28 protein-coding genes and 1 tRNA gene are annotated in these 22,500 nt (G+C 59.0%); 7 read left to right on the forward strand and 22 right to left on the reverse strand.

Features of this window, described 5'->3' with window-relative positions:
* The first annotated feature begins 103 nt into the window (after positions 1 to 103).
* Complete coding sequence (locus DN387_RS06660) at positions 104 to 511, forward strand: hypothetical protein (RefSeq protein WP_156326236.1); 408 nt, start codon at positions 104 to 106, stop codon at positions 509 to 511.
* A 57-nt stretch (positions 512 to 568) separates the two neighbouring features.
* On the opposite strand, the gene DN387_RS06665 is transcribed toward DN387_RS06660, so the two are convergent.
* From DN387_RS06665 to DN387_RS06675, 3 genes are all read right to left on the reverse strand, one after another.
* Positions 569 to 1,948, reverse strand: a complete 1,380-nt coding sequence (locus tag DN387_RS06665; RefSeq protein ID WP_054915939.1) for an NAD(P)-binding domain-containing protein — start codon at positions 1,946 to 1,948, stop codon at positions 569 to 571.
* A gap of 378 nt (positions 1,949 to 2,326) precedes the next feature.
* Entirely contained in the window at positions 2,327 to 3,145 is an 819-nt protein-coding gene (locus DN387_RS06670) for an AraC family transcriptional regulator (RefSeq protein ID WP_054915940.1), read from the reverse strand.
* Positions 3,146 to 3,191: 46 nt separating this feature from the next.
* Complete coding sequence (locus tag DN387_RS06675) at positions 3,192 to 3,809, reverse strand: LysE family translocator (RefSeq protein WP_236171635.1); 618 nt, start codon at positions 3,807 to 3,809, stop codon at positions 3,192 to 3,194.
* Between the two features lie 481 nt (positions 3,810 to 4,290).
* Here DN387_RS06675 and DN387_RS06680 point away from each other — a divergent pair, with 481 nt between their 5' ends.
* Both DN387_RS06680 and DN387_RS06685 read left to right on the forward strand, forming a co-directional pair.
* The gene (locus DN387_RS06680) at positions 4,291 to 4,584 is read left to right on the forward strand and encodes a DUF3077 domain-containing protein (RefSeq protein ID WP_082405771.1); all 294 of its coding nucleotides are present in this window, start codon (positions 4,291 to 4,293) and stop codon (positions 4,582 to 4,584) included.
* A 74-nt stretch (positions 4,585 to 4,658) separates the two neighbouring features.
* A complete protein-coding gene (locus tag DN387_RS06685) occupies positions 4,659 to 5,006 on the forward strand; it encodes a hypothetical protein (RefSeq protein ID WP_082405772.1) in 348 nt (115 codons plus the stop codon).
* Positions 5,007 to 5,149: 143 nt separating this feature from the next.
* On the opposite strand, the gene DN387_RS06690 is transcribed toward DN387_RS06685, so the two are convergent.
* On the reverse strand, positions 5,150 to 5,647 hold the full coding sequence (locus DN387_RS06690; RefSeq protein WP_054915942.1) for an SMI1/KNR4 family protein: 498 nt from the start codon (positions 5,645 to 5,647) through the stop codon (positions 5,150 to 5,152).
* Between the two features lie 181 nt (positions 5,648 to 5,828).
* Here DN387_RS06690 and DN387_RS06695 point away from each other — a divergent pair, with 181 nt between their 5' ends.
* Entirely contained in the window at positions 5,829 to 6,656 is an 828-nt protein-coding gene (locus tag DN387_RS06695) for a DUF2314 domain-containing protein (RefSeq protein ID WP_054915943.1), read from the forward strand.
* A gap of 312 nt (positions 6,657 to 6,968) precedes the next feature.
* Here DN387_RS06695 and DN387_RS06700 read toward each other — a convergent pair whose 3' ends face one another.
* The gene (locus tag DN387_RS06700) at positions 6,969 to 7,256 is read right to left on the reverse strand and encodes a HigA family addiction module antitoxin (RefSeq protein WP_043859808.1); all 288 of its coding nucleotides are present in this window, start codon (positions 7,254 to 7,256) and stop codon (positions 6,969 to 6,971) included.
* Positions 7,257 to 7,268: 12 nt separating this feature from the next.
* Positions 7,269 to 7,547: a type II toxin-antitoxin system RelE/ParE family toxin gene (locus DN387_RS06705; RefSeq protein WP_043859809.1), complete on the reverse strand. Its 279-nt coding sequence runs from the start codon at positions 7,545 to 7,547 to the stop codon at positions 7,269 to 7,271.
* Between the two features lie 660 nt (positions 7,548 to 8,207).
* Here DN387_RS06705 and DN387_RS06710 point away from each other — a divergent pair.
* Entirely contained in the window at positions 8,208 to 8,888 is a 681-nt protein-coding gene (locus DN387_RS06710; RefSeq protein WP_236171637.1) for a hypothetical protein, read from the forward strand.
* 228 nt (positions 8,889 to 9,116) lie between these two features.
* On the opposite strand, the gene DN387_RS06715 is transcribed toward DN387_RS06710, so the two are convergent.
* The 11 genes from DN387_RS06715 to DN387_RS06765 form a co-directional block, all read right to left on the reverse strand.
* A complete protein-coding gene (locus DN387_RS06715) occupies positions 9,117 to 9,326 on the reverse strand; it encodes a KTSC domain-containing protein (RefSeq protein WP_082405765.1) in 210 nt (69 codons plus the stop codon).
* 2 nt (positions 9,327 to 9,328) lie between these two features.
* On the reverse strand, positions 9,329 to 11,161 hold the full coding sequence (locus tag DN387_RS06720; RefSeq protein ID WP_082405764.1) for an ATP-binding protein: 1,833 nt from the start codon (positions 11,159 to 11,161) through the stop codon (positions 9,329 to 9,331).
* Positions 11,158 to 12,384, reverse strand: coding sequence for an SIR2 family protein (locus DN387_RS06725; RefSeq protein WP_218186783.1), 1,227 nt, complete (start codon positions 12,382 to 12,384; stop codon positions 11,158 to 11,160). Before DN387_RS06725 ends, DN387_RS06720 begins: the two co-directional genes overlap by 4 nt.
* A gap of 233 nt (positions 12,385 to 12,617) precedes the next feature.
* Positions 12,618 to 12,893: a hypothetical protein gene (locus tag DN387_RS06730; RefSeq protein WP_082405762.1), complete on the reverse strand. Its 276-nt coding sequence runs from the start codon at positions 12,891 to 12,893 to the stop codon at positions 12,618 to 12,620.
* Positions 12,890 to 13,870, reverse strand: coding sequence for an integrase domain-containing protein (locus DN387_RS06735; protein ID WP_054915802.1), 981 nt, complete (start codon positions 13,868 to 13,870; stop codon positions 12,890 to 12,892). Before DN387_RS06735 ends, DN387_RS06730 begins: the two co-directional genes overlap by 4 nt.
* A 572-nt stretch (positions 13,871 to 14,442) precedes the next feature.
* Positions 14,443 to 14,703 carry a DUF3077 domain-containing protein gene (locus DN387_RS06740; RefSeq protein ID WP_054915797.1) on the reverse strand — a complete coding sequence of 87 codons (261 nt, stop codon included), beginning with the start codon at positions 14,701 to 14,703 and terminating at the stop codon, positions 14,443 to 14,445.
* Between the two features lie 436 nt (positions 14,704 to 15,139).
* Positions 15,140 to 15,215 (reverse strand) — tRNA-Thr (locus DN387_RS06745).
* Between the two features lie 95 nt (positions 15,216 to 15,310).
* Positions 15,311 to 15,574 carry a hypothetical protein gene (locus tag DN387_RS06750; protein ID WP_054915796.1) on the reverse strand — a complete coding sequence of 88 codons (264 nt, stop codon included), beginning with the start codon at positions 15,572 to 15,574 and terminating at the stop codon, positions 15,311 to 15,313.
* A gap of 38 nt (positions 15,575 to 15,612) precedes the next feature.
* The gene (locus tag DN387_RS06755) at positions 15,613 to 15,993 is read right to left on the reverse strand and encodes a hypothetical protein (RefSeq protein WP_054915795.1); all 381 of its coding nucleotides are present in this window, start codon (positions 15,991 to 15,993) and stop codon (positions 15,613 to 15,615) included.
* A 17-nt stretch (positions 15,994 to 16,010) separates the two neighbouring features.
* Positions 16,011 to 16,217, reverse strand: a complete 207-nt coding sequence (locus tag DN387_RS06760) for a helix-turn-helix transcriptional regulator (protein WP_043862225.1) — start codon at positions 16,215 to 16,217, stop codon at positions 16,011 to 16,013.
* Positions 16,218 to 16,226: 9 nt separating this feature from the next.
* Entirely contained in the window at positions 16,227 to 16,805 is a 579-nt protein-coding gene (locus DN387_RS06765) for a hypothetical protein (protein ID WP_054915794.1), read from the reverse strand.
* A 521-nt stretch (positions 16,806 to 17,326) separates the two neighbouring features.
* Between DN387_RS06765 and DN387_RS06770 the strand changes: the two genes are divergently transcribed.
* On the forward strand, positions 17,327 to 17,686 hold the full coding sequence (locus tag DN387_RS06770; RefSeq protein ID WP_043862223.1) for a multidrug/spermidine efflux SMR transporter subunit MdtJ: 360 nt from the start codon (positions 17,327 to 17,329) through the stop codon (positions 17,684 to 17,686).
* Positions 17,680 to 18,009, forward strand: coding sequence for a multidrug/spermidine efflux SMR transporter subunit MdtI (mdtI, locus tag DN387_RS06775; RefSeq protein ID WP_043862222.1), 330 nt, complete (start codon positions 17,680 to 17,682; stop codon positions 18,007 to 18,009). Before DN387_RS06770 ends, mdtI begins: the two co-directional genes overlap by 7 nt.
* A 227-nt stretch (positions 18,010 to 18,236) precedes the next feature.
* Here the strand turns inward: mdtI and DN387_RS06780 are convergent, their stop codons facing one another.
* Genes DN387_RS06780 through DN387_RS06800 form a run of 5 tightly spaced genes read right to left on the reverse strand, consistent with a single transcriptional unit; the run spans position 18,237 to position 22,411 of the window.
* A complete protein-coding gene (locus tag DN387_RS06780; RefSeq protein ID WP_054915793.1) occupies positions 18,237 to 19,445 on the reverse strand; it encodes a methyltransferase in 1,209 nt (402 codons plus the stop codon).
* The gene (locus DN387_RS06785; protein WP_043862220.1) at positions 19,426 to 20,115 is read right to left on the reverse strand and encodes an ABC transporter permease; all 690 of its coding nucleotides are present in this window, start codon (positions 20,113 to 20,115) and stop codon (positions 19,426 to 19,428) included. The genes DN387_RS06780 and DN387_RS06785 overlap by 20 nt, the downstream gene beginning before the upstream one ends.
* Positions 20,112 to 20,807 (reverse strand): ABC transporter permease, encoded by a 696-nt coding sequence (locus DN387_RS06790; RefSeq protein ID WP_054915792.1) that lies wholly within the window; start codon positions 20,805 to 20,807, stop codon positions 20,112 to 20,114. Before DN387_RS06790 ends, DN387_RS06785 begins: the two co-directional genes overlap by 4 nt.
* Before the next feature lie 55 nt (positions 20,808 to 20,862).
* A complete protein-coding gene (locus DN387_RS06795) occupies positions 20,863 to 21,624 on the reverse strand; it encodes an ABC transporter substrate-binding protein (protein WP_043862218.1) in 762 nt (253 codons plus the stop codon).
* 13 nt (positions 21,625 to 21,637) lie between these two features.
* On the reverse strand, positions 21,638 to 22,411 hold the full coding sequence (locus DN387_RS06800) for an ABC transporter ATP-binding protein (RefSeq protein ID WP_054915791.1): 774 nt from the start codon (positions 22,409 to 22,411) through the stop codon (positions 21,638 to 21,640).
* Positions 22,412 to 22,500: the final 89 nt, after the last annotated feature.

Genomic DNA, 22,500 nt, shown 5'->3' on the forward strand with positions numbered 1-22,500 from the left:
GCCACGGGCGACGGAAAGGCACCTGCGTGTCGATCTCGACGCTTCTGCACAAATCCGGTTACGCAAGTAGACTGCCGTGTTTCAGGCCTTGCAGGAGCTTGCCATGACAGTCCGATTCCGCTGGTGGAGGTACACCGCTTTGCCCGCGCTGTTGCTGCTGCAAGGCTGCATGCCGCGCTCGGTGATCGTGCACGACGGGCTCGACACCACGGTCGTCGATCAGCACACCCGGCAGCCACTGGCCGGGGTGAGCATTATTGATGCAGGGGTGGTGGTGGCCCGCAGCGACGCGCAGGGGAGGGTACAACTGGCGCCCAGGCGCACCCTCAAGCTGGAGCCGCTGATGGGCGAGGCGAACGTGATGCTCCACCTGCTGGCCTGCAAGGACGGCTATACGCCGCAGCCGGTGGCCGAACGCCGTGGCTGGAATGCCGACTACGGGCCCAGCCAGGTGCATCGCGAGGTCATCGGCCTGCAGCGGGGGCAAACCGGTTACCAGTGCCCGCAGTAGAGGCCGCGCCGGCAAGGGCCGGTCTTGTGGGGGCACCGGTTTCGGGCGTGGGCGGGGCTACCCGCGCAGTGCTTTCACTTCGCCCTTCTTGCCGTCCGTTTCGCGCAGGTACTCCTCCAGCGAATCGTCCATCGCCTTCAGCCACCGCGTATGGTGCGGCACCGCTGCCGTGCCGGTGATCACCGAACGGTACGACTTGTCGCGATAGCCCATGATGTCGCTCTTCTTGTCGCTCTTCCACTTGAGGAAGATGCGGTTCACGGCATCGATATCGAAGCTGGGGTAGTCGGTCTGCGCGATCAGGTGCTTGATGTAGCGGCCCTGGAATTCGTACATCGAGGCGGTGGTGTCCAGGGCCTCTTCATCGGCGCGCCAGCTGGCACTGTCGGCCTGCATGTCGGCCTTGGCCGGCAACTTGATGCGCCCCAGCATGTAGTCGCGGGCGAACCAGGCCTGGGCGTCGAACAGGTTGAAGCTGTACCACAGGTCCTGCATGCCCAGGTAGATCAGCTGCGGGTTCTGCTCCCACACCACGCCCTGGTACAGGCCGGTTGGCCACAGGCGGTTGTTGGTCTTGAGGGTCAGTTCGTCGGGCAGGAACGGGAAGTGATGCTGGTAGCCGGTGCACAGGATGATCGCATCCACGCGCTTGTTCGAGCCGTCGGCGAAGAACGCCAGGTTGCCCTCGACACGCACCAGCTGCGGGCGCTCCTCCCAGCCCTTGGGCCATTTGTAGCCCATCGGCTGGGTGCGGTAGGCCGTGGTGATCGAGCGCGCGCCGTACTTGTAGCACTGCGAGCCGATGTCTTCGGCCGAGTAGCTGCTGCCGACGATGAGCAGGTCCTGGCCCTTGAACTCCATCGCCTCGCGAAAGTCGTGGGCGTGCAGGATGCGCCCGGCGAAGCGCTCGAACCCTTCGAATTCCGGCACGTGCGGCGTGGAGAAGTGCCCGCTGGCGACCACCACGTAATCGAACACCTGCTCGATGCCCTGCCCGGCGCTGTAGTCGTAGGCGCTGACGGTGAACTCGCGGGTGGTTTCATCGAAGCGGACGTTCTTGACCGCGGTGTTGAAGCGGATGTAGTCGCGCACCCCGGCTTTTTTCACGCGGCCCTGGATGTAGTCCCACAGCACTTCGCGCGGCGGGTACGAGGAGATCGGCCGGCCGAAGTGTTCGTCGAAGCTGTAGTCGGCGAATTCAAGGCATTCCTTGGGGCCGTTGGACCACAGGTAGCGGTACATGCTGCCGTGCACCGGTTCGCCGTGCTGGTCGAGGCCGGTGCGCCAGGTGTAGTTCCACATGCCGCCCCAGTCGGCCTGCTTTTCGAAGCAGACGATTTCGGGCATGGGGGCGCCCTGGGCATGGGCGGATTGGAAGGCACGCAGTTGCGCAAGGCCGGACGGGCCGGCACCGATGATGGCTACACGAAGAGTCATAGAGATTCCTGAACAGTTGAACGCTGAAAAAATGCAAAGGCTCCCCAACCCCGAGCGGCAAAAGCCGAGGGTGGTGGAATTCAGGCGCTACGGTGCAGGTGGAGGGACGGGACGCTTGCGCATCTGGGCCAGCAGGATGTTGCCTGGCGGAATCGACAGTGCGTGGAACAGGGTCGAGAGCGGGGAAGGGGTGACGGTGTTCGGCCCGTAGCCATCAGCGCAGGGCGCAAAATGGGGGCCTGAAGGGCGAAAGATGCGTGTGATCTCGTTCATGGGGGGCTGGAATGGCCTCTTTTCGTTATGGTTTCCTTTTTATCTATAACGGATGGGGGTGGGGATATCAAGGTCGGCGACCCCACCGCCCGCCAGTGCGCAAACTCAATCAAGGCGCCCGAGCAAGGGTTTGCACCAGCGCGAGGGGGTGATGCCGTAGGCGTTCTTGAAGTGCCTGGACATATGGCTCTGGTCGAAGAAACCGGCCTCTACGGCTGCGTCCGCCAGGCACTGACCGGCGAACACCGAGGCCTTGAAGCGGTCGAGGCGGCGCAGGGTCAGGTAGCGGTGGGGGCTGGTGCCGAAGTAGGCGCGAAAGTCCTTGGACAGGCTCCAGCGGTCGCGGTTGGCGCAGGCGGCCAGGTCATCCAGGGTGATGGGCTGCTCCAGGCTGTCATCCATGTACTCGCGGGCACGACGGGCGGCGGCGTAGTCGTGGGCCTGCCTTGATGCCGGGCGCCCGCACACGGCCTGCAGCGCGCTTACCAGGCCCAGCAGCGCGTCGTCCTCTTCGAGCGGGTCTAGCCTGTCGTCCATGCTCGCGAGCATCGCGTGGGTGGCGGCCGCCAGGCGCGGGTCGCGGGAGATGCCGCCCTTGAGAAACGGCAACGGCTGGCCCCCGAGCACCTCCTGCACCAGCGCCGGGGTGAGGTAGAGCATGCGATAGCGAAACCCCGACGCCGAGCCCGCATGCCCGTCGTGGACCTCGTCCGGGTGCAGCACCAGGATCTCCCCCGGCAGGCTGTGCCGGCTTGCGCCGCGGTAGCTGAAGCTCTGCACCCCGGCCAGGGTGCGGCCGATGGCATAGGTATCGTGGCGGTGCGGGTCGAAACCGTGGGCGCTGAAGAAGGCCTCCAGGCGTTCGACCCTGGGGGACGGTGGGGCGTGTTTCACCCAGTCTTGCGGTGACGGTAGATCGAGCATTCTGCTCACCTTTCGAGCGATAGAGTCAGGCCGGCGACAACACAGGTTACAGCGTGCCGGCGTTTGCCTGAATGTGAATGTAGAAATCATGGAACATGAAGGCGGCGCACACGGCCAGGGCGATGCCCATCAGGCGGTTGAACAGGTTGAAGTACACCTCTTTGCTGATGCGCTTGCCCAGCACGGCGCCCAGCAAGGCGTAGAGGCCCGGCGCCCCGGCAGCGCCCAGGGCTATCAGCGCCGACACGGCGGCGATGCTGGCGCCGCTGAGGTGCGCGGCGGGGAACATCACGCTGGTGATCGGCAGCACCACCATCATGCCCTTGGGGTTGAGGGCCTGGATCAGAAAGCCGTTCCACAAGGTCAGCGCCTTGGCGGGGGCATCGGACGATTGGGTGAGCTGGACCCTGGCGGTGTAGACCTTGAAGGCCAGGTAGCTGGTGTAGAGCCCGCCGGCCAGGGCGAGGTAGGGCAGCGCGGCCTTGGAGATGATGGCTTCGCCGGTGTAGCCGAACAGGATGAACAGCACGAACATTGCGCCGCCCACGCCGACGAAGAAGCCTGCGGTGCGGCGGAACTGGCCTGTAAGGCCGGCGTTCAGGCCCATCACGTTCACCGGGCCGGGGCTGTACATCACGCTGAAGGCGTAGAGAAAGATTTCCATTGTGTCCCCTGCGAGTGTGGGTAGGTGGTGTGCAGGTGACGTTAAACGGCCAGCCTTCGGCTGGCTTGTACGTTTGTGGGTGCCACCCTGCAGGAGCCGGCCTTGCCGGCGAAGAGGCTGTCCACTGCGGCGCAGGGCTGCGTTTACACACGCTTGGCCAGACACGTCTGAAGGACTGTAATATGCGGACAGATTTTGCGTGGGCGGTGCGCCTTGCTGGGGTTCAGGCAGGCCGTTAGGCTCCTGCGGTCGCTGAGCATCAGCGATCGGGTTTGGTCGCCCGAAACCAGTACGCAATTCTATGCAGTCAATCGACGTGACGGCGTTAGTTCGCCAGTTATCTCGAGTTATGACGGCTGTACGTGGGAGGCATTCGTGCCTGCCGGTTTTGCCTGCTGATCCGGTCGACCAACCTGCGTACAGCTGTCACCTATTTGTTTGGTCGCAGTGGGTGATGGCTCCTTCCAGCAGGAGTTTCATCGTGAAAAAACTTGTTCCCGATCCCCCGACTTCTCCCCGTTGCAACACTGGTGTCTTCTGTACCGGGCATGCCCCATTCTTCCTGGTACGCGCAGACATACCCGAAGAAGACGCCCTGATGCATGCCTCGCTGTTGCTCAGAGGCATCTTCGACACCCTCCAGAAAGCCTGTTTGCACCCCGAGGACTCCACCAGCAAAGTTCTGCTGTGGGTTTCGTTGCATTCGACGGAATTAGCCAAGGTGCTGGTGGATGCGGTGCTCGACGGCATGGGCAATCGCAAGGCCACTGCGTAGAGGGAGCAACAGGGGCCGACCTGTTCAGCCCCTGTTGTGACAGACTTTCCGATCATGCACGGAGCGCGATGCCGATGACCCCATTTGAAACCCAATCCACCTCACCCGACGGCCGCTATCGCATCGAGGCGGCGCCGTGGGAAGCCGGCAACTCGCACTGGGTGTATCCGCCACGGATTATCGATGCCGTGTCGGGTGCCTGCCTGTTCGAGTTCCAGGACCAGCGCTGGTCCCTGGACCGCGCGGCATGGTTGAGTGATACGCAGGTCGAGCTGATGTTGCGCAAGTATCCAGGGCAACTCACAGGGCAAGGCTTACGGGTGAGGGTTGATTGCGCGGGGCGTGTCGCGAGGTGCGGTGAGGGTGCAGGTGTTGAATTGGCTGACCTTGAGACTGCACTCGAGCGCCATGCTTGTGGGTAACTGAAAAACCATCGGCTACCAGCGATTCGAAGTGCAGGGCTTGATCAAGCCATGGCCGGATGTTGGGTCTTTCTGGATGACGACCGGGATTTCATTGTTCGGGCGAATACCCGGCGTGGGTGCGCCTGGGTATTCGTTTCATGTCAGGGCTGTACGCGACTGTCGAACGGTTCGAAGTGGCGCTCGGTGAACGCTTCGGTCAGCACATTCGAACTGCACAGCCATTCGATCGCTTCCACCAGCCCGTTACCCGCGACGAGGGCGGCTTCACTGTGACGTGGCAGCACATAGATGCGCTCCGGGTCGCTGGGGTGAATGATGAGTTCGTCGCCGTCGTAGGTGTCGCCAATGATGATGCACTGCAAGGCCTTTTCCTTGGGCATCAGCTCCTTGTCGTCGTCCCAGAACCAGTACTGGTTGATGCGCTCAACCCACTGGGCCTGGCTGTTTTCGCCGTGCAGCAGTTGATGGGGCGGGTAGATGCGCACGTACACGCCGCCAAGAATGCCTTCGCCGAACTGCGTGACGTACTCGCGGTAGCCAGTGGGGAAGCGGGTACCCAGCACAGCTTGTGCCTGGTCCACTTCGGCGTCTGTGGACAGCACCAGCGGGCTGCCGGTAACAGTGATGTTTTCAAACATTGGGCCTGTCCTTTTGCGTGGTATCCAAGGGTGCAGGTTTTTAGCGTAACGGGGGCTTGGGGGCAAGGCTGCCACGTTCGCTGGATCAGGTTATCCTGCTCCCGTTTTTCAAGTGGCGGCACAGGCCGCAAGTGCTCTGGCTTGAGCATTTCAGTGAACCAGGCGATGGAACGATTTACCTATGACCGAACAGATCATCTACGGTGTTGAAGGCGAAAGCGACGAGTTCAAGGCCGCCGTGGCCAGTGCTCAGGCGACGTTCAAGTATTTCTGGCGAGAGCTGTCGTGGGAGGCACGCAGGATCGTGAAGGGCCTGGACATGGCGGCTGTAAAAATGTCCTTCCCCATCGAGAGCGACGACCCCGAGGTACCCAGCGTCGAGAACATGTGGGTGAGCGAGATCGAGTTCGATGGGCAGTCCATCACCGGCGTGCTGATGAATGAACCAAGCTGGGCCACCTCGTTCAAGGCCTGGGAGCCTGTGACGCTGCCGTTGGCCTTGCTGAACGACTGGATGTACGTGCGCCAGGGCCATGTATACGGCGGCTTCACCGTCGATGCGATACGCGCGGCCATGCCCGAAGACGAGCGCCAGGAGCACGATGAGGCCTGGGGTATGGATTTCGGTGAGCCGGGTTTGGTCGAAGTCGTCCCGGCTGCAGAAGGTCAGCAGCCTTGGCTGCTCTCCCGTACGTTGAACCGTGCTGAAGACCAACAGACGCTGGCGGTGCTGGAATGCACCGAGCACCCGATGGCCTTGAACATGCGCGACAAGATCGAGGAGGGCGTGAGCGCACAGCCGCAGGTGGCCCGAGACTCGGATGACGAGGGATGGCTGATGCTGCACCGCGAGGTGCTGGCGGGCAATTACACGGTGGTGGATGCGCTGTTGCGTCATGGCGCTGACCCGTTGCTGCCCAACGGCAACGGCCAGACTTCGCTGGCGTTGGCAGGCATTGCCGGTTGGCCGCGGATTCTGGCGTTGCTTGAAGGGCAGAGCGCCCACTAGCGTGGGGTGCCATTCGCCAGCAAGGCTGGCTCCTACCGACGGCGTGGTCCTTTGTAGGAGCCGGCCTTGCCGGCGAAGAGGCCCGCCAACTCGCGTACAGCTGCCACCCCATGAGCGATACGTAGCTCGAGCTGATGTTGGGCAAGTATCCAGGGCATCTGACAGGGGAAGGGTTACGGGTGAGGGTTGATTGCGCGAGGCGTGTCGCGAGGTGCGGCGAGGGGGCAGGTGTTGAGTTGGCTGACCTTGAGCGTGCGCTCGAGCGCCATGCTTGTGGATAACTGAAAACCATCGTCGTCGGCTTTTTCAGTATCACGCGATAGACGCAAAGCGCTCGATCACAGGTTGTTCGCGATGCTCGGCCTGCCACAGATCCCAGTCAGCCTGAATGGCCAGCCAGGTTCGAGCCTTGCCGATGCCGGCCCGCTCAAGCCGGACGGCGAGGTCCGGGCTGACAGGTGCATGGCCGTGAAGGATTCGAGACAGTGTTTCTCTGGCGTAACCGAGCCGACGTGCAAACTCGGCCACCTTTATATCCAGGGCGGGCAACACATCTTCGCGCAAGGTTTCGCCTGGGTGCGGGGGGTTGAACATGGCCATTTGGGGAACTCCTCAGTGGTAGTCGAGGTAATCAACCAGTTCAACGTCTGTGCCGTCGAATCGGAAAATTACCCTCCAGTTTCCGCTGATGGTCACTGACCAATACAAGGTCAAGTCGCCTTTGAGCGGGTGGAGCCTCCAACCGGGCATGTCGATGTCGCCCGCACAGGTTGCGCGATCCAGAAATGGAAGCAGGCGCGCAAGCCGCTTGGCATGGTCGGCCCGGATCCCTCGAGTCGAGCCGGTTTCGTAAAACGCCTTGAGGCCTTTGTGTTGAAAGCTCTTTATCATCGATAAAGTGTGATGCATTACATCACACTCTACAATCGCCCTGCAATATCAAGGCACAAAGAGAAATCTGCTTCAATTTGGGCTCCGGTTCAGGACGACTACCCTGTAGCCGTGCACGAGGGAGACGGTGGCCCACAAGTGAGGTGCGCCGACGTGCCTGTAATGGCCTGTGCCGGTGATACGGTTGAAGCAGCGCTTTTCGGTGCGGTAGATGCCCTGGGGTCGGCGCTTTCCTTTTATGTGGATCAGCGTATTGCCATACCGCTACCATCGCCGGCGGCACCCGGCCAGCTTGGACGGCGGCTAAAGCATCGAACTGTCGGTGGCTACAGCTTCGTAGGAAGGGGCCGCTGCACACAGTACGTCAAAAACGAAAGAACCCGCCAAAGCGTGTTTTTCGTGGTTCCAGAAACACTGAAAATTGTCTCTGCAACCTTGTGATGGTGCGGCACCAGGAGTCGAACTTCATATCAGGTTATTGTTTTTATTAAGGTTTTTTTGCTTTGTGGCGCCATTATATCCCTAAAAGTATCCCGGTGTGCTCGGTGAGTTCCTAAGCGCTTGGGGATCTACTGCTAGTCTAGGGGAGTAACGCCTATCGCGATTTTCTTTTAGTAGACTGGCTGCGTCGACCAGAATTTCAATCGTGGAAATTTAAGTATGGATAACAAATTCCCTCCGCAGAGTATTAATGTCGAAGCTCTGCTGCAGGAGCTGGAGCGGGACAAGAATATGTTAATTAGATTCGGTATGGATGTTATGGGTCCTTCTGGTAGCCCTATGTATCCATTAGACTGGATGGTCTTTGCCGCCATAAAACGAAGTATTAGTACTTCAAGTGCACTTGCATCAATGGTCCGTACATGGAATATGGTTTGTGCGCGCTCGCTGTTGCGGATGCATATAGACACGGCTCTACGATTCTCTGCCGCCTGGCTTGTACCCGATCCGCATGAATTTGCTCTCAATGTAATGAAAGGGACGCCAATCAACAAGATAAAGGCAAGAGATGGAAAGCAACAGCTATCAGATGCATTTCTCGTTGAGACTCATAAAGATGAGTATCCGTGGCTTCCTGATGTTTACAAAAACCTCTGTGGGTATGTGCATTTTTCAGGCTCGCACATCATCGATTCTATCTCTGGTATTGGAGATGAGGTCGGAAATATCGAGTTTGAAATTTCTGCGACTGATTTAAAATTTCCTGAGTTCAGTTGGGTTGAGGTGCTGGAATGCTTTAGGAAGTCAACCTCTATCCTGTCATGGTATTTACAGGGATATTCGAATACGAAAAAGCTAACTCCGGCGGAGCTGGAAGCGTTGCGTAAGGAGAGAAATTGACACTTGATTTAAGCAGGCAAAATTAACCTGAAAATTGTATCTTTCAGGTATGGTTCAGGTAGAGATATTCCTATAAGGGTGTAAGCGGGGCGCAGTCGGATCATCTGAGTAGAGCCGGTTTTTGGTAGGTAGAGAGATTTTAGACAGCTGTTAAGGTTGGTACAAGTAGCTTGGTCTCTGATTTGATCGGGAAATCGGGCTGCACTTTGTGCAGCCCGATTATACTAGTCAAACCCTTGAGAAAGGAACCGCGTCTTTAATGTATGTATGGAAAAATTGACCCTTCGAAGGAGCTGCTTTGAATTGTTCATAAAGATGCTCGCTCACGTTGTAATACTGGTAAACGGCTCCGCTTTTGAACTCGATTTCTAAGGTCTCACTCCCTGGGTCATAGCCGGCAGATATAATGTTTGACGAAGATACGGCATCACGGTTCATTTTCAGCCTTCCTCAGAATCGTTTTCTATGGGGGAACGGGTTATATCAAGCTTTTGGACAACTGCTGTAGTTTGCTGACTACGCCATGACGCAACAACTCGATCATATCCCTCTGCTGAGCGCCGCCTAGCCCAAGCGTGAGTCACCTTCGGATCATTGCTACGAGGTAAATGTTCTTGGCGAGGTAATGCAATTCGGCAGCGAATAGGAAGGCGTGCTGCTTCACCCGTGATAATTGCTTCTCCTGTTCTTAAGACTGGCAGCAAATCCATCAGACCGGCTAAATTATCCGGTAAGGTCCCCTTCACACGTGCTCGGTCTACAGGGTTAGACAGACGGAGTGCGATAATCGTGCCGCATTGCGATAGAACTGTTTCATCAACCTCTGCTGGGCGTTGAGAAACAACCATCGCTCCAACACCGTATTTTCGGCCTTCTTTAGCAATACGCTTTACTACTTCTGAAGCTACTGTTCCGGCGTCAGGACCCAAGTAGCGATGAGCCTCCTCCATTACTACTAGGAGAGGGCGCTCTACGCCGCCTTCTGATTTTTCCCGGCTCCAAAAAAGGGCTTCATAAACAATGCGTAGAATAGAGCCGATAAGGCGTGTGAGGACAGTGCTTGGAACTCCCGATAAGTCTAATATCGTGATTTGTTTATCGTGGCCAAGCCAGCCCTTCAGCAATTGGTCGAGGTCATTCTTTACCGCGCCGGTGAGCTCTGGCTCCCAATCTCCTGGATGAAGTAAGAAGTCAAAGCGTCGATCTAGCAAGCGGGATCGAAGCAGATTCAGCGGCCTACGGATTCCCTTTGCCGCTGTATTGGTAAATGGACCCTTGGTACCCATAGCGTGAGGTTGATATTTTGGTGCTATAAGAGTATCTGCGGCGCCAGCCTCATCTAAAGCAGGCTCATCACGATTCGCGCCGATGTAGGTAGTTGTTTCAAAATCGATCAACTCGTACCAGAGCTGCTTCAGGCTGAATGGTACAGGGCTGTCCACTGTCAATGTTCTTGAGTCAACGCCTGCTTTGGGATGCGCCCTAATCGCCTTTTCCTTTAACTCCGCAATCTTATCCGTAAATGCAATTTCATGGGCGTCGGAAAGCCCGCCGGTAACGAAGTCGAGAAGCTCTCCAGCCTCTAAGGCCCAATAAGGAACGAACAGTGACTCTTGGCCTTGACCAGGTGTAGCACTAAAAACTGTCGCCACATCCTCAAGCGCTTTTGTGTATTCCCCATGGATGTCGAGCATGAGGATACGTGCACCTGGAGAACCCGCTACTTGATCTTTTCGAATTATTGACCTTAAAAGACTTGCAACTGTTGTGGATTTCCCTGCTCCTGTTGAACCAAGTATGGCAGAGTGACGCGTTACTAGGGCGTCCAAAGATAGCCGCACCTCAATATTCTCAGCGCTAGCTAGGTGGCCTATAACCACTTGGTCATCGCCAACTGATCCGTATATTCTCCTCAAGTCGGCTTCGGTTACCAAATGTACAGAGTCATTTATGTTCGGGTGCTGGCTTAAACCCCTTTCGAACTGTCCCCCAATGGTTTCACCGGCCAACTGGACCGTCATCCACCTCCCTGAATCGATGCCTGATGCAATAGACTGTACCGGTGCCGCAGTCGCGCCAACCTCAGAGACGATACCAAATAGGTCTTGGTAGCCTTGAGGGATTCTGACAAAGCTTCCTACTTGCCCTACCCGATATGTATGACCTCTGATGACAGCAAATCCTGAGTCTAGAGACTCTGCGAGCTTAACAGTAAGAGTAGCGCCAGATACGGCGCTGACGACACCTAGATAGGTAGGATCATTGCCACTCATCCATTAGAGTCCTCTGATTTGCCACTACTGAAGTCGGAGCTTTCAACTTCTTCTTTTGGGGCTTCTGGTTCGTCTCTTTTAAGAGACTGGACTACCAAGTCAGTAGCCTGAGCTAATGCGCAAAAACGTGCAAATGCTGAGAAGTCTCCCAGCAAGAACAGATCAGGCTCTTTCGGCCAACGTGGTGCCCAAAAGCTTTCACGTATACTTCCCCAGTTTTTTGGGAGCTCACCTGGACGCCATTTTCCAGGTACACCTCCTATCACAGCCCCGTCAGCTGCGTAGACACTAAGGTTTGGCCTGTCGCTTGCTAACTTAACAGCGGGTTCTTCATTTACGAGATTTTGGTACTGGAAAGCCAAAACTGCCGAGTTTGCGTTCATCGCCAAGCTTTCATCAAGAACTGCACATATATGAGCGTCCCTAAAGGAAAACCCTATTGTAAGTAACAAGGAGTCTGGGGTTAGTAAAAAGCGCTTAAGCCTTTCAAAAAGTGCTGAGTAGGGCTGTTTTTGCGTTAGGTCATACTTTAAGTGGTCTGGATAGACTAGCTCGGCTGCTTCCCTGCCATGTCCACGGACGACGGCTCCGTCCTCCAATGCCCAACCGAGAGATCCATGCATTTTCCAAAGCTTTGCCCATCGTGGAGGCAAGTCATCACCAGCGACTGAAACCGGATCGAAAAACGGTTTGCCACCGCCTGAAAATCCGTCGAAGTAGGGGCTCCGAACTCTCTCAAATGCTTCCTCAAACAAAAAGTCGTAGTTTGTGGTGAATATTTCTACAGAGTTTGTGCGGACCGTTCCCGTTATCCAGGCGATCAAGTCAGAGTAGGCATTCCGTTCTTTTGGTAAATAAACCCCTACGATTTTTGCAATATTCTTGCAAATATCTCTGCCGAGATCTTTATAACCATTAGAGTCTAGTCCTTGAACTACAGTCTTTCCCAAGGCCTGTTCTAGCAAACGAATGTGGGAAAGAATAGATTCGATGTTGGCATTGCTGCCTAGGCTTTCCTTTATCGAATTAACCGCCAATGTCTGCGTCTCTGTAAGCCCAGTGGTAGCTTGCGAAGTCAGTGCTTCAACACCCGGGATTAGCGACTTGCCTTTAGGGTCTATTTCATTCTTCTCGTTAACACGAATCGCGAGGGGAGCTCCTGCGCCGACAAGAATCCCGATACGCTTTCTTCCCTGAGATAGCACTTGCCGTAGATCGGACATAAACCGATCCGGATTGTGGAACGTTTCCATCGTTCTCCCCCCCTGAGGATTTTTTACCGAGATCCTTCATTAGGACCTCAACGTTCTATACCAGCTTCCTGAATGGCAGACTACCCGAGCCAGACAATCTCTGATGGATCGTCATTTCGAGGGTAGGTGCGTCGTCTCCCGCAGTGTGAAAGACACATTGCTTCGGTCGGTGTAGCTAGCGAGCAAGAAAATTAGATCCTAGATCATAGGTTGAAAGCCCATGACTTTTCTAAACGATATGCGAGCAGCCGTACCGTCAGCAAGTAGTAGTACCGCGTCGCCTCACTGTGCTGGCTGAGGCGATAATTGAGGAACCAAGCCACATGCTTTCGCTTCCACCCCCAGGGTGTGTCTCGATTCCAGCGTTCTGATATTTCAGCTTGGATAGTTTTCGCCTGTCGTAGATGACGCTGCCGTGTGGCATGCGAACCGGTCAGCACGCCAGCCAAGAATGTTTCCATATCGAATGGCTTACTCATGCCATTCCCCCGATGTAGGAAGCGATCACATCGAATCGACCGTGTCCCAGCTCATAGCTGATTTGTCTCCGGGCCTCACGATCTAGGTTCCTATCTGCCTGGCAACATAGGCCGCCGTTGATGGGCGCAGGGTGTTGGGTGATTTGCTCATAGCGCTCACAAGCGTATGCCGCTCGTAGCTCATGGAAGCCTTTGAGGTTATGTGCATGCAGGATCTCCCGCGTTGGGCGGATGATTTGTTGTAGAAGATTGAGGTAGCTTTCGTGTGGCGCAATCAGATTGCGACTACCCTCGGGCGACACCTGCCGTGCAAACCCAAGCGCCTCGCGAACATGATCGTCCACCGTAATCCAACGCGGTGCCGAGGCACCGGCGCGGCCGCCCTTGGTGCCATCCTGAATGTTAATCCTGCCAAGCTCTCTAGCCTCACGACTTAGCCGTGGCAGGTCAGCCAAGATAGCCTCACGCAAGCGCATGCCGGTGGCTCGCGCCAAGAGGACGATTGCAGCGGCTCGTAACTGATGACGACTGCAAAGCGCATCAACGATCTGTTTAACCTGTTCGCGGTCTTGGCCCTGCGGCACCGATTGTCGAACTCCGGTGCGCTGCATTCCCAACGCCTTGCTCGGACTGGGCAATTTCATGCACTGATCACCGCGAAGCGCCGCCATGGTTCTGTTAACGCTGGATAGGCGGTTTTGTGCGGTGCTGATGGCGAGGTCACCGCACTCAACCGCATAGCGCAGATACGCCGCATAGTCCGCCAATACCTTCCGATCAATCTGCCGCGCATCATTGATACCTGGCCCTTGTTCGGAGCGGCACCACTTCACGAATGCCTGCCACCGATCACAGTGTGCCTTCACCGTGCCGTAGTGGCCGCCGCCGAACATGTCTTTCAGCGCCTGCGGCCCTGCGTAGCTCAATTGCCTGCCGTAACCGAAATTGCGGCCATCGCGTTTACCCACCAATGCCATGTCGGCCACCTCATTTTCCGATCTCCGATCCTCGCCCAACGTCATCCCGCCAAGGATGTTGAGTGTTATCAGGGATCAAGGCCCCTGCGACCTGTGGGGAATGTCCTCTACGCGGGACTGGCGGCTCCTTACGTCCGGGAGCAAGGGCGTCTCATGATCTGTCCTCCTAAACACCGTTACCGGTGGGCGGGTGGAGGCAGCACTGGCTGACGAGACCAGCGCCTGAAGATCCTGAGCCGGGTGAACGCAGCAATGCCATGACCGGGGCATGCCTGACTGTCAGTCAGGTGCAGTCCATTCCCTGGTCTGCGGTACCATCATCTGCATGGCTGTTGCTGGTGACATCGGCGATTGTCGCGCCGATTGTCATGAGGGGGACTGGCCGCAAAGCCATATACGATCGGGGCTGCAGAAGTGTGAGCGCCCGTCTCTTCCCGAAGAAAAGAGACGGGTACAAGCAAGTGGCTAAGCGGTTGGTTTGCTATCAACGCTTGCAGCCCGGTTTGGATGGGCCGCGTGAACAATCGGATCATTCAGATTGAAGGCATAGGCTTTACTAAGTTGCGCCAGCCCTAGGCGCCCAATGCAACCAGCACATCATCAACCACAGCCTTGCTCATCTCTTGCAAGTAATGCGAAGCCCAGGCATGCCGGCCTGTATCGCGCTCTTGCGTGGCATCCTCGGCCAGTCGCTTGGCCAGGTGCAACAGATCGGAAACGTGGGCCAACGCCTCGCTGATCGGTACACCGGCATTAACCCGAAATAACGCCTGCTCGCCCTGGCCGGCAAAGGTCGTAAGGCCGGGAGTAGTGAGGGTATGAAGGTCAGGCATGGGCACCTCCGGGGGAGGTGTGGGATGCAGTCTGCATTGTCTAGCTCCTTGACTGATGGGAGCCGCAACCGTCCTTCCTACGGGATTGGGTGGCGGCTGTACGCGGGGTAGGAATACCGGGAGTCAAGGCACCCGGCACACCCGAAGGTGTCCCGCGCACAGCCACCATTGAACGCTAGCGCAGACACAAAAAAAGCGCCTGCACTGGTTGGTTGGCGCTGTCGCACCTTGACTGATTCGGGTTCCTACGCCCGGTCGCTGATTTGGCAGCGACGGGGGAAGGTTAGCCGGGAGGGCGAGCAAGGACAACCGCTGGTGAGTCAAAGCTGTAAAGGGATGTTATTGGATGGACGCTTTGTTACGTATACGTAGCAGGAAAAAACAACCACCCCAAAACAACAAAGCCCTCGCATTTCTGCGAGGGCTTCGTCTTATATGGTGCCGGCACCAGGAGTCGAACCCGGGACCTACTGATTACAAGTCAGTTGCTCTACCAACTGAGCTATACCGGCATAGGGGCGCTATTATAGCGATCGGTTTGGTTCTGTAAACCACTTCCGCTCAATCTTGCGCAAGGCCACGGTTCACGTGGCCTGCAGCCCTTCTACTACCACCCGCGATGCAGGCTTTCGGCCGTCGGTTCGGCCTTGGCGGGGTCGAACAGCATCGGCTTCTGTTCATGGCAGCCACGCTTGCCGCATTTCACGTAGCGATGCGGCTGCGCCGGCAGGCCATTGTCGCCCAGCACCTGCATCTGCGGCATGTCCCAGCCCGCAAGGCTGTCGCCGCGGCTGGCGTGCCCGCCGGCGCAGCCACCCAGCAGCAGGGCAAAGGCCACCAGGGCGATGGTGTTGAAGGTGTTCATGGTCATTTGTGTTTTCCCGATTGCATCATGCGGCCCGCAAGCCGTCAGTCCTTGTTCAATATCCGGTGAATCGTGCCGCCACAACCCTGGTAGCACTGGTCGTACTCGCGCCCGCAATCACTCGACAGGCCCGCGCTGTAGGGGTAGCTCGGGTAATAGCAACTGCGCCGCGCATCCTTCTTGCTCTTGCCCTGCTGGCAGTACTGGTAACTGCGCATCTCGGACTGGTACAGGGCCTGGTTGGCGTTGTCCTGCATGCGTGCCATTTGCCCGCAGTAGTTGCGCTGCTGCGAGCACGCGCTGATGCACTGCATGCCGTGCTGGCTCGGCGGTGGCGAATAGCGATAGGTGTAGCTCGGCCCACAGCCGCCCAGCAGGCCGGCGGCCAGCAGCAGCGCTGCGCGCCAGTGAAAGGTGATGCTCACGAGAGGGTGTTCCTTGTTCAGTCCTCGCTGAATTCCAGCAGGTCTCCCGGCTGGCACTTCAGCGCGCGACACAGCTTCTCCAGGGTCTCGATCTTGAAACCCTTGATCTTGCCGTTCTTCAGCAACGATAAGTTAGCTTCGGTAATGCCAATAATCTCGGCCAGGTCCTTGGAACGGATCTTGTTCCGGGCCATCACGACGTCGAGCCTGATGATTATCGGCATGGGGCTAGGCTAGACATAACAGTTGTGTTCATCGCTGATGGTCTTGGCGTCACGCATGAGGAGGGAGAAGGCACACAGCAATATGCCCTTCATGATCTCGTAAACCGCCGCGGATGATACACCGATCCCCACGCTGAAGCTCCTTTCGCCTGGCGGCAGGTCGATGCAGAAGGCCAGGCCCTGCAAGGTGGCGATCACCGGCCACAGCAACGGCAGGCCGATGCACAGCAGGCCCACCCACCACAGCAGCTTGATGTTGGAGGCCGTCCACGTCTGCCCGCGTGACAGGCGGATGAAGAACAGGCCGGTGAGGTACAGGGCCAGTACCGACAGGCTGGCCGGGATCATGTCCAGGGTGATGACCAGTGCCTGGGCCAGGGCACTGGGCTGGAAGCCCGGCGCCACCAGCAGGGGCATCTGGTCGGCGAAGCTTTGCAGGTAGGCGGCCAGCACGTCGTGCCGGTCGAAAAGCCAGAACCAGGCATTGCAGCCAAATTCGGCCAGCGCCGTACCCCACGCCAGCAACGCCGCAAAGGCACCGATTGCACGCAGACGCGAGCGTGCGTAGGCCACTGTTTTGCTGTTCATGGTTTTTCCTTGGTCTGGTTTGAACGGGGCGGATTATTGAGCAAAAATTATTGCAGTACAATAATTAATTGATGTGAGATGAGGTGGTGTGGCGATTTGACTCGCAGGGGGGGCGGGGTCAGCGTTGCGGCCTTCGCGGGTCAGGCCCGCTCCCACAGGGGTCGCCGCCAACCTTGTGGGAGCGGGCTTGACCCGCGATTGGGCCTTACAGGCTACGCCGGATTTGGTAATTATAATTTACGCGCCTTGCAGCCACCTTTCAGGGGCTTTCACCAAATAACGAATGATCCGCAGCAAAATTCATTAGGCATTCTCTATCGATTTGACTTACACAATGCGCTCAGCTAATTTGTTGTGCATTATGTTGAACACTCAAGCGTTGCCGCTCCTCACCTCCCGCCTGGTTTCCCGTGAACGTCACTGGACCGGCGACCTCTAGCGCCACCCTCCCAAACCCCGGCTTTTTCGCTGACGCCCCCGTCAGCCCCTCGCGTTTTTCGTAATGCCCATGGGAGGGCACCATGCGTTCCTGGATCTATCTGTTCATCGCCATCGTGGCCGAAGTGATCGGTACCACGTCGATGAAATTCGCCGCCGATCATTCGCCGATTCTCGGTCACGCCCTCATGTACGCCATGATCGGCCTGTCCTACGGCTTCCTCGCGCTCGCCGTGAAGCGCGTGCCGCTGGGTGTGGCCTACGCCCTGTGGGAAGGCATCGGCATCGTGCTGATCACCGTGGTCAGCGTCACCTGGCTGGGTGAAAGCATCGGCCTGCTCAAGGCCCTGGGCCTGGGCGTGATGATCGCGGGTATCCTGCTGATCAAGTCCGGTACCCGCAGCGCCCGCCGTGAAACCACCGGGGAGGCCCTGCCATGCTGAGCCTGCAAGTGATCCCCTTTGCCTGGCTGGCACTGGCAATCGTGCTCGAAGTGCTCGCCAACCTGCTGCTCAAGTACTCCGACGGCCTGCGCAAGCGCTGGGTCGCGGCGGCGTCGATCGTCTGCGTGCTGGCTGCCTTCACGGCGCTGGCCCAGGCGGTCAAGGACATCCCCCTGTCGATGGCCTACGCCATCTGGGGCGGCTTCGGCATTCTTGCCACCGTGGCCATGGGCTGGGCCCTGTTCGGCCAGCGCCTGGCCGGCCGCGGCTGGCTTGGCCTGCTGCTTCTGCTGGGCGGCATGGGCCTGCTGAAACTGGCCTGATCGCAGCCCTTAGAGCCATTCGCGAAAATGCTTATGCACAAGCTGCATGCCAACTCGGCGCGTAGTGCATCGCCAGTGGCCAGCCCGTTCGTCTTTGCGCAAATGGCTGTTTTTGCTCAGGTTTAGAAGATGAACAAAAAATGACCAGCTGTCGCCAGCCCTTGTCGGGCGGCTTTTTCAGCGATTCATCAAAATGTTGCGCACAGACTTATCCACAGGTTTGCACGTCAACCGCGCTCTGCCAAAAGCATCAGATTCCGAGGCGTGAGAGGGTAGGGGCAGAAGCTGCCCAGGCGCACCTCGAAGCCCTGTTCGCCCAGGTACAGTGCGCGATCCAACACCAGCCACAGCTCCAATGGGCGGCGGAACAGGTTGCGCACCTGTTCAAGGTTGCGCACCCGGGCCAGTCGCGCCCAGCCAGCCTGTTCCAGTGCCGCCCAGTCGGGCGCACCCGTCACCTGCAGCCCCTTGAGTTCGGCCAGGTCCTGGCAGTACTGCGCGAAGGGCTTGTGCAGCCAGTGGCTGGGCAGCGAAGGGGTGGGCAGGTAGCTGTCGCAGCCGCGAACCTCGCGCTGCAGCAGATCGAAGCCCAGGCGCCGCGCCATCGACGCGTCACGCTGGCGGCGCACGCGGTTGCCGGCGGTGACGGTTTCGCTCAGCGGCAGGCCCAGGTCGTCGACCGACAGGCTCAACGTCGAAGCTTGAGCGGCTGTGGATAACGCTTGGTAGTGCGCTGCGCTGATACGGTTGTAGCAGCACGGCGCAATCGCCAGCTGACGGCAGCCGCCAGCGCTGGCCAGTTGCATCAGGCGCACGTGCAGGTCGCCGCAGGCATGCAGCGCAACGGCGGTGTGCTGGCTGCCCAGCTGGGTGGCAGCATCGGCGGCCATCACGTCCTGCAGGCGATGCTCCGCAGGCAGGTGATGGTGCTGGCTGAGCTGTTCGCCGGCCAACACCAGCGCGGGGTCGTATTCCAGGCAGGTCAGTTGCTGCGCCGGGCCCAGCAGGCGCCGGCCCAGGTGCCCCTTGCCCGCACACCAGTCCAGCCAGTGCGTGGGCTGGCGGGCAAAATCAAGGCGCCCGGCAAAGGCCTCGATCTGCTGCCATTTGCGCCCTGGCACGTCCACGTTCAGGCGCGGGTTGGCAGTGGCCAGCTCGATTGTGGATAACTCGCCCACCGCCGACAGCGCCTGGCACTGCGCGGCCAGCTGTGGATAAGGTGCGGGGGCATGTTCAGGCGGGGTGTCGGCCTCGCTCAGCGGCCGCTGGCGCAGCCAGTGGCTCAGGGCGGGGTGCTCGCGCTCCCACGGCAGGTGCAGCTGGGTAAACGGCCGCGGCCGCCACAGGCCCTGGTGCTCCAGCAAAAAGCTGTTAAGGGCCTGGAAGCGGCTATGCAGTGGCTCGCCCTGCAGTAACTCAGCGGCCCTGGCAGGCATCGACCCGCAACCAGCGCTCGAGCACCTTGAAGCCCTGCACCAGCAGGAACGAGATCAGCAGGTAGAACAGGCCGGCGGCAAAGAAGATCTCCACCGGCAGGTAGGTGCGCGCGATGATCGTGCGTGCCATGCCGGTCAGTTCCAGCAGGGTCACGGTACTGGCCAGGGCGCTGGCCTTGAGCATCAGGATCACTTCGTTGCTGTAGGCCGGCAGGCCGATGCGCGCCGCGCGCGGCAGCATGATGTAGAACAGCGCCTTGGCCCGGGACATGCCCAGCGCCCGCGCCGCCTCGATCTCCCCGCGCGGGATGGCCTGCAGCGCGCCCCGCAGGATCTCGGCGATGTAGGCGGCGGTGTGCAGGGTCATGGTCAGCACGGTGCACCAGAACGGATCGCGCAGGTACGGCCACAGGGCGCTGTTGCGCACGATCTCGAACTGCGCCATGCCGTAGTACACCAGAAACAGCTGCACCAGCAGCGGCGTGCCACGGAAGAAGAAGATGTAGCCATACGGCAGCGCGCGCACATACCAGTGGCGCGAGGAGCGGGCGATGCCCAGCGGGATGGCCAGGATCAGCCCGGCGATGACCGCGATGGCCACCAGCTCCAGGGTCAGGGTCGCGCCCTGGGCCAGGCGTGGCAGCCACTTGATGATCACTTCCCAGTTCATTGGTTGGCCCTCGCGAAGCCGCGTGCGGCGCGTTTTTCCAGGAAGTGCATGCCGATCATCGCAAGGATGGTCAGGCCCAGGTAGATGATTGCCGCCACCATGTAGAAGGTGAACGGCTGCTTGGTGACGGTCACGGCCACCTGTGAGTGGCGCATGATCTCTTCAAGGCCGATCACCGACACCAGCGCGGTGTCCTTCATCAGGATCATGAACAGGTTGCCCAGGCCGGGCAGGGCGATGCGCCACATCTGCGGCAGGATCAGCCGCGAGAAGATCCGCGCCTTGGATAGCCCCAGGGCCAGGCCCGCTTCGCGGTGGCCCTTGGGGATGGCCAGGATCGCGCCACGGAACACTTCGGTGGCATAGGCACCGAAGCACAGGCCCAGAGCGATCACGCCGGCAGAAAAGGCGCTCAGCTCAAGGCCGGGAATATTCAGGAGGTCGCCCAGCTTGCTCATCAGGCTGACGGTGCCGAAGTAGATCAGCAACACCCACAGCAGCTCGGGCACGCCGCGCACCAGGGTCGAGTAGAAACCGCCAAGCCACTGCAGCGGCTTGTACGGCGAGGTCTTGGCCAGGGCGCCGAGCAACCCCAGCACCAGCCCCAGGCACAGGGCCGACAGCGCCAGTTGCACGGTCATCAGGGTGCCAGCCGCCAGGGCCGGACCGAATCCGTAGAGATCAATATTCATGGGCAGGCTTGTTCAGGGACGGGCACCGCCGCAGGGGCGGTGCCGGTCGGGCGAATCAATAGATGCTGAAAGGGAAGTACTTGTCGTTGATCTTCTTGTAGGTGCCGTCGGCAACGATTTCCTTGAGGGCGGCGTTCAGCCTGTCGCGCAGCTGGGTGTCACCCTTGCGCACGGCAATGCCGACCTTGTCGCTCTCGTTGACCGGGTCGCCCTTGAACTCGTAGTTCTTGCCGGCATCGGACTTGAGCCAGTCGTAGTTGGCGTACTTGTCGGCCAGGATGGCGTCCAGGCGGCCGGAGGTCAGGTCCAGGTAGGCGTTTTCCTGGCCGTCGTACAGGTTGACCTTGAAGTCGCCGTCCATGCCGCCGTTGTCGTCCAGCCAGGTTGCGGCCTGGGTGGCGCGCTGGGTGCCGATGGTCTTGCCCTTGAGCGAGGCGCGGTCGGTCTTGAAGTCGACGTTTTTCGGGGCGATGAACTGCTGCTTGTTGGAGTAGTACGGGTCGGTGAAGTCAACGGCCTGCTTGCGCTCGTCGGTGATCGACAGCGACGAGATCAGGAAGTCGAACTTCTTGGCGTTCAGGGCCGGGATGATGCCGTCCCAGTCGGAGGTGACCACTTCGCATTCGACCTTCATCTTGGCGCACAGGGCGTCGCCGATGTCCTTGTCGAAGCCTACGACCTGGCCGCTGGCATCCTTGTTGTTGAAGGGCGGGTAGGCCGCTTCGATGCCCATTTTCAGCTTTTCGGCGGCCATGGCGTTGGCCGAGAACACCAGGGTGGCGGCAGCGGCCAGGAGGAATTTCTTGTAGTTCTGCATGCGTGTTGCTCCGTTAGCGGTTGCTGGACATGAATTGTTTACAACGCGCCGAGTTCGGGTTTTCGAAAACCTGCTGCGGCGATCCTTGCTCTTCCACCAGGCCCTGGTGCAGGAAGATGACTTCACTGGACACCTGCCGGGCGAAGCTCATTTCATGGGTAACCAGTAGCATGGTACGGCCTTCTTCGGCCAGCGCGCGGATCACGTTGAGCACTTCCTGGACCATTTCCGGGTCCAGCGCCGAGGTGGGCTCGTCGAACAGAATGACCTTGGGCTTCATCGCCAGGGTGCGCGCAATGGCGGCACGCTGCTGCTGGCCGCCGGAGAGTTCGGCCGGGTAGCTGTGGCGCTTGTTGTGGATGCCGACCTTGTCCAGCAGCGCCTCGGCGTGCTCGATGGCCTCGGCCTTGCTCTGGCCGAGCACGCGGCGCGGCGCCTCGATGATGTTGTCGAGCACGCTCATGTGCGGCCACAGGTTGAAGTTCTGGAACACGAAGCCGATCTCGCTGCGCAGGCGGTTGATCTGCCTGTTGTCGGCGGCGACCAGTTCGCCGTTCTTGCCGGCCTTGAGCCTGAGCTCTTCACCGGCGACCAGGATCTGGCCTTCGTGGGGGTTTTCCAGCAGGTTGATGCAGCGCAGCAAGGTGGACTTGCCGGAACCGGACGATCCCAGGATCGAAATCACGTCGCCGTCGCGGGCGGTCAGCGAAATGCCCTTGAGAATCTCCTGCGCGCCGTAGCGCTTGTGCAGGTTGCGGATTTCCAGCGCGGGCGTGGCCTGGGCCATGTGCGGTCCTCTTGAGTTCTGGTGCGTGCCTGCTGTTGTCGGCCTTCCTGGCGAGGCGCAACGCTAGCATAGCGCTCGAACGACAGCCA

Origin of the sequence: Pseudomonas sp. FBF18, assembly GCF_024261405.1 — a bacterium.
GTDB classification, from domain to species: Bacteria; Pseudomonadota; Gammaproteobacteria; order Pseudomonadales; family Pseudomonadaceae; genus Aquipseudomonas; species Aquipseudomonas palmensis.

Excerpts from the sequence above, each read along its gene's own strand:
- DN387_RS06660 (WP_156326236.1), top strand. The coding sequence starts at position 104 with ATGACAGTCCGATTCCGCTGGTGGAGGTACACCGCTTTGCCCGCGCTG.
- DN387_RS06665 (WP_054915939.1), bottom strand. The coding sequence starts at position 1,948 with ATGACTCTTCGTGTAGCCATCATCGGTGCCGGCCCGTCCGGCCTTGCG.
- DN387_RS06670 (WP_054915940.1), bottom strand. The coding sequence starts at position 3,145 with ATGCTCGATCTACCGTCACCGCAAGACTGGGTGAAACACGCCCCACCG.
- DN387_RS06675 (WP_236171635.1), bottom strand. The coding sequence starts at position 3,809 with ATGGAAATCTTTCTCTACGCCTTCAGCGTGATGTACAGCCCCGGCCCG.
- DN387_RS06685 (WP_082405772.1), top strand. The coding sequence starts at position 4,659 with ATGACCCCATTTGAAACCCAATCCACCTCACCCGACGGCCGCTATCGC.
- DN387_RS06690 (WP_054915942.1), bottom strand. The coding sequence starts at position 5,647 with ATGTTTGAAAACATCACTGTTACCGGCAGCCCGCTGGTGCTGTCCACA.
- DN387_RS06695 (WP_054915943.1), top strand. The coding sequence starts at position 5,829 with ATGACCGAACAGATCATCTACGGTGTTGAAGGCGAAAGCGACGAGTTC.
- DN387_RS06700 (WP_043859808.1), bottom strand. The coding sequence starts at position 7,256 with ATGGCCATGTTCAACCCCCCGCACCCAGGCGAAACCTTGCGCGAAGAT.
- DN387_RS06705 (WP_043859809.1), bottom strand. The coding sequence starts at position 7,547 with ATGATAAAGAGCTTTCAACACAAAGGCCTCAAGGCGTTTTACGAAACC.
- DN387_RS06710 (WP_236171637.1), top strand. The coding sequence starts at position 8,208 with ATGGATAACAAATTCCCTCCGCAGAGTATTAATGTCGAAGCTCTGCTG.
- DN387_RS06715 (WP_082405765.1), bottom strand. The coding sequence starts at position 9,326 with ATGAACCGTGATGCCGTATCTTCGTCAAACATTATATCTGCCGGCTAT.
- DN387_RS06720 (WP_082405764.1), bottom strand. The coding sequence starts at position 11,161 with ATGAGTGGCAATGATCCTACCTATCTAGGTGTCGTCAGCGCCGTATCT.
- DN387_RS06725 (WP_218186783.1), bottom strand. The coding sequence starts at position 12,384 with ATGTCCGATCTACGGCAAGTGCTATCTCAGGGAAGAAAGCGTATCGGG.
- DN387_RS06730 (WP_082405762.1), bottom strand. The coding sequence starts at position 12,893 with ATGAGTAAGCCATTCGATATGGAAACATTCTTGGCTGGCGTGCTGACC.
- DN387_RS06735 (WP_054915802.1), bottom strand. The coding sequence starts at position 13,870 with ATGGCATTGGTGGGTAAACGCGATGGCCGCAATTTCGGTTACGGCAGG.
- DN387_RS06740 (WP_054915797.1), bottom strand. The coding sequence starts at position 14,703 with ATGCCTGACCTTCATACCCTCACTACTCCCGGCCTTACGACCTTTGCC.
- DN387_RS06750 (WP_054915796.1), bottom strand. The coding sequence starts at position 15,574 with ATGACCATGAACACCTTCAACACCATCGCCCTGGTGGCCTTTGCCCTG.
- DN387_RS06760 (WP_043862225.1), bottom strand. The coding sequence starts at position 16,217 with ATGCCGATAATCATCAGGCTCGACGTCGTGATGGCCCGGAACAAGATC.
- DN387_RS06765 (WP_054915794.1), bottom strand. The coding sequence starts at position 16,805 with ATGAACAGCAAAACAGTGGCCTACGCACGCTCGCGTCTGCGTGCAATC.
- DN387_RS06770 (WP_043862223.1), top strand. The coding sequence starts at position 17,327 with ATGCGTTCCTGGATCTATCTGTTCATCGCCATCGTGGCCGAAGTGATC.
- mdtI (WP_043862222.1), top strand. The coding sequence starts at position 17,680 with ATGCTGAGCCTGCAAGTGATCCCCTTTGCCTGGCTGGCACTGGCAATC.
- DN387_RS06780 (WP_054915793.1), bottom strand. The coding sequence starts at position 19,445 with ATGCCTGCCAGGGCCGCTGAGTTACTGCAGGGCGAGCCACTGCATAGC.
- DN387_RS06785 (WP_043862220.1), bottom strand. The coding sequence starts at position 20,115 with ATGAACTGGGAAGTGATCATCAAGTGGCTGCCACGCCTGGCCCAGGGC.
- DN387_RS06790 (WP_054915792.1), bottom strand. The coding sequence starts at position 20,807 with ATGAATATTGATCTCTACGGATTCGGTCCGGCCCTGGCGGCTGGCACC.
- DN387_RS06795 (WP_043862218.1), bottom strand. The coding sequence starts at position 21,624 with ATGCAGAACTACAAGAAATTCCTCCTGGCCGCTGCCGCCACCCTGGTG.
- DN387_RS06800 (WP_054915791.1), bottom strand. The coding sequence starts at position 22,411 with ATGGCCCAGGCCACGCCCGCGCTGGAAATCCGCAACCTGCACAAGCGC.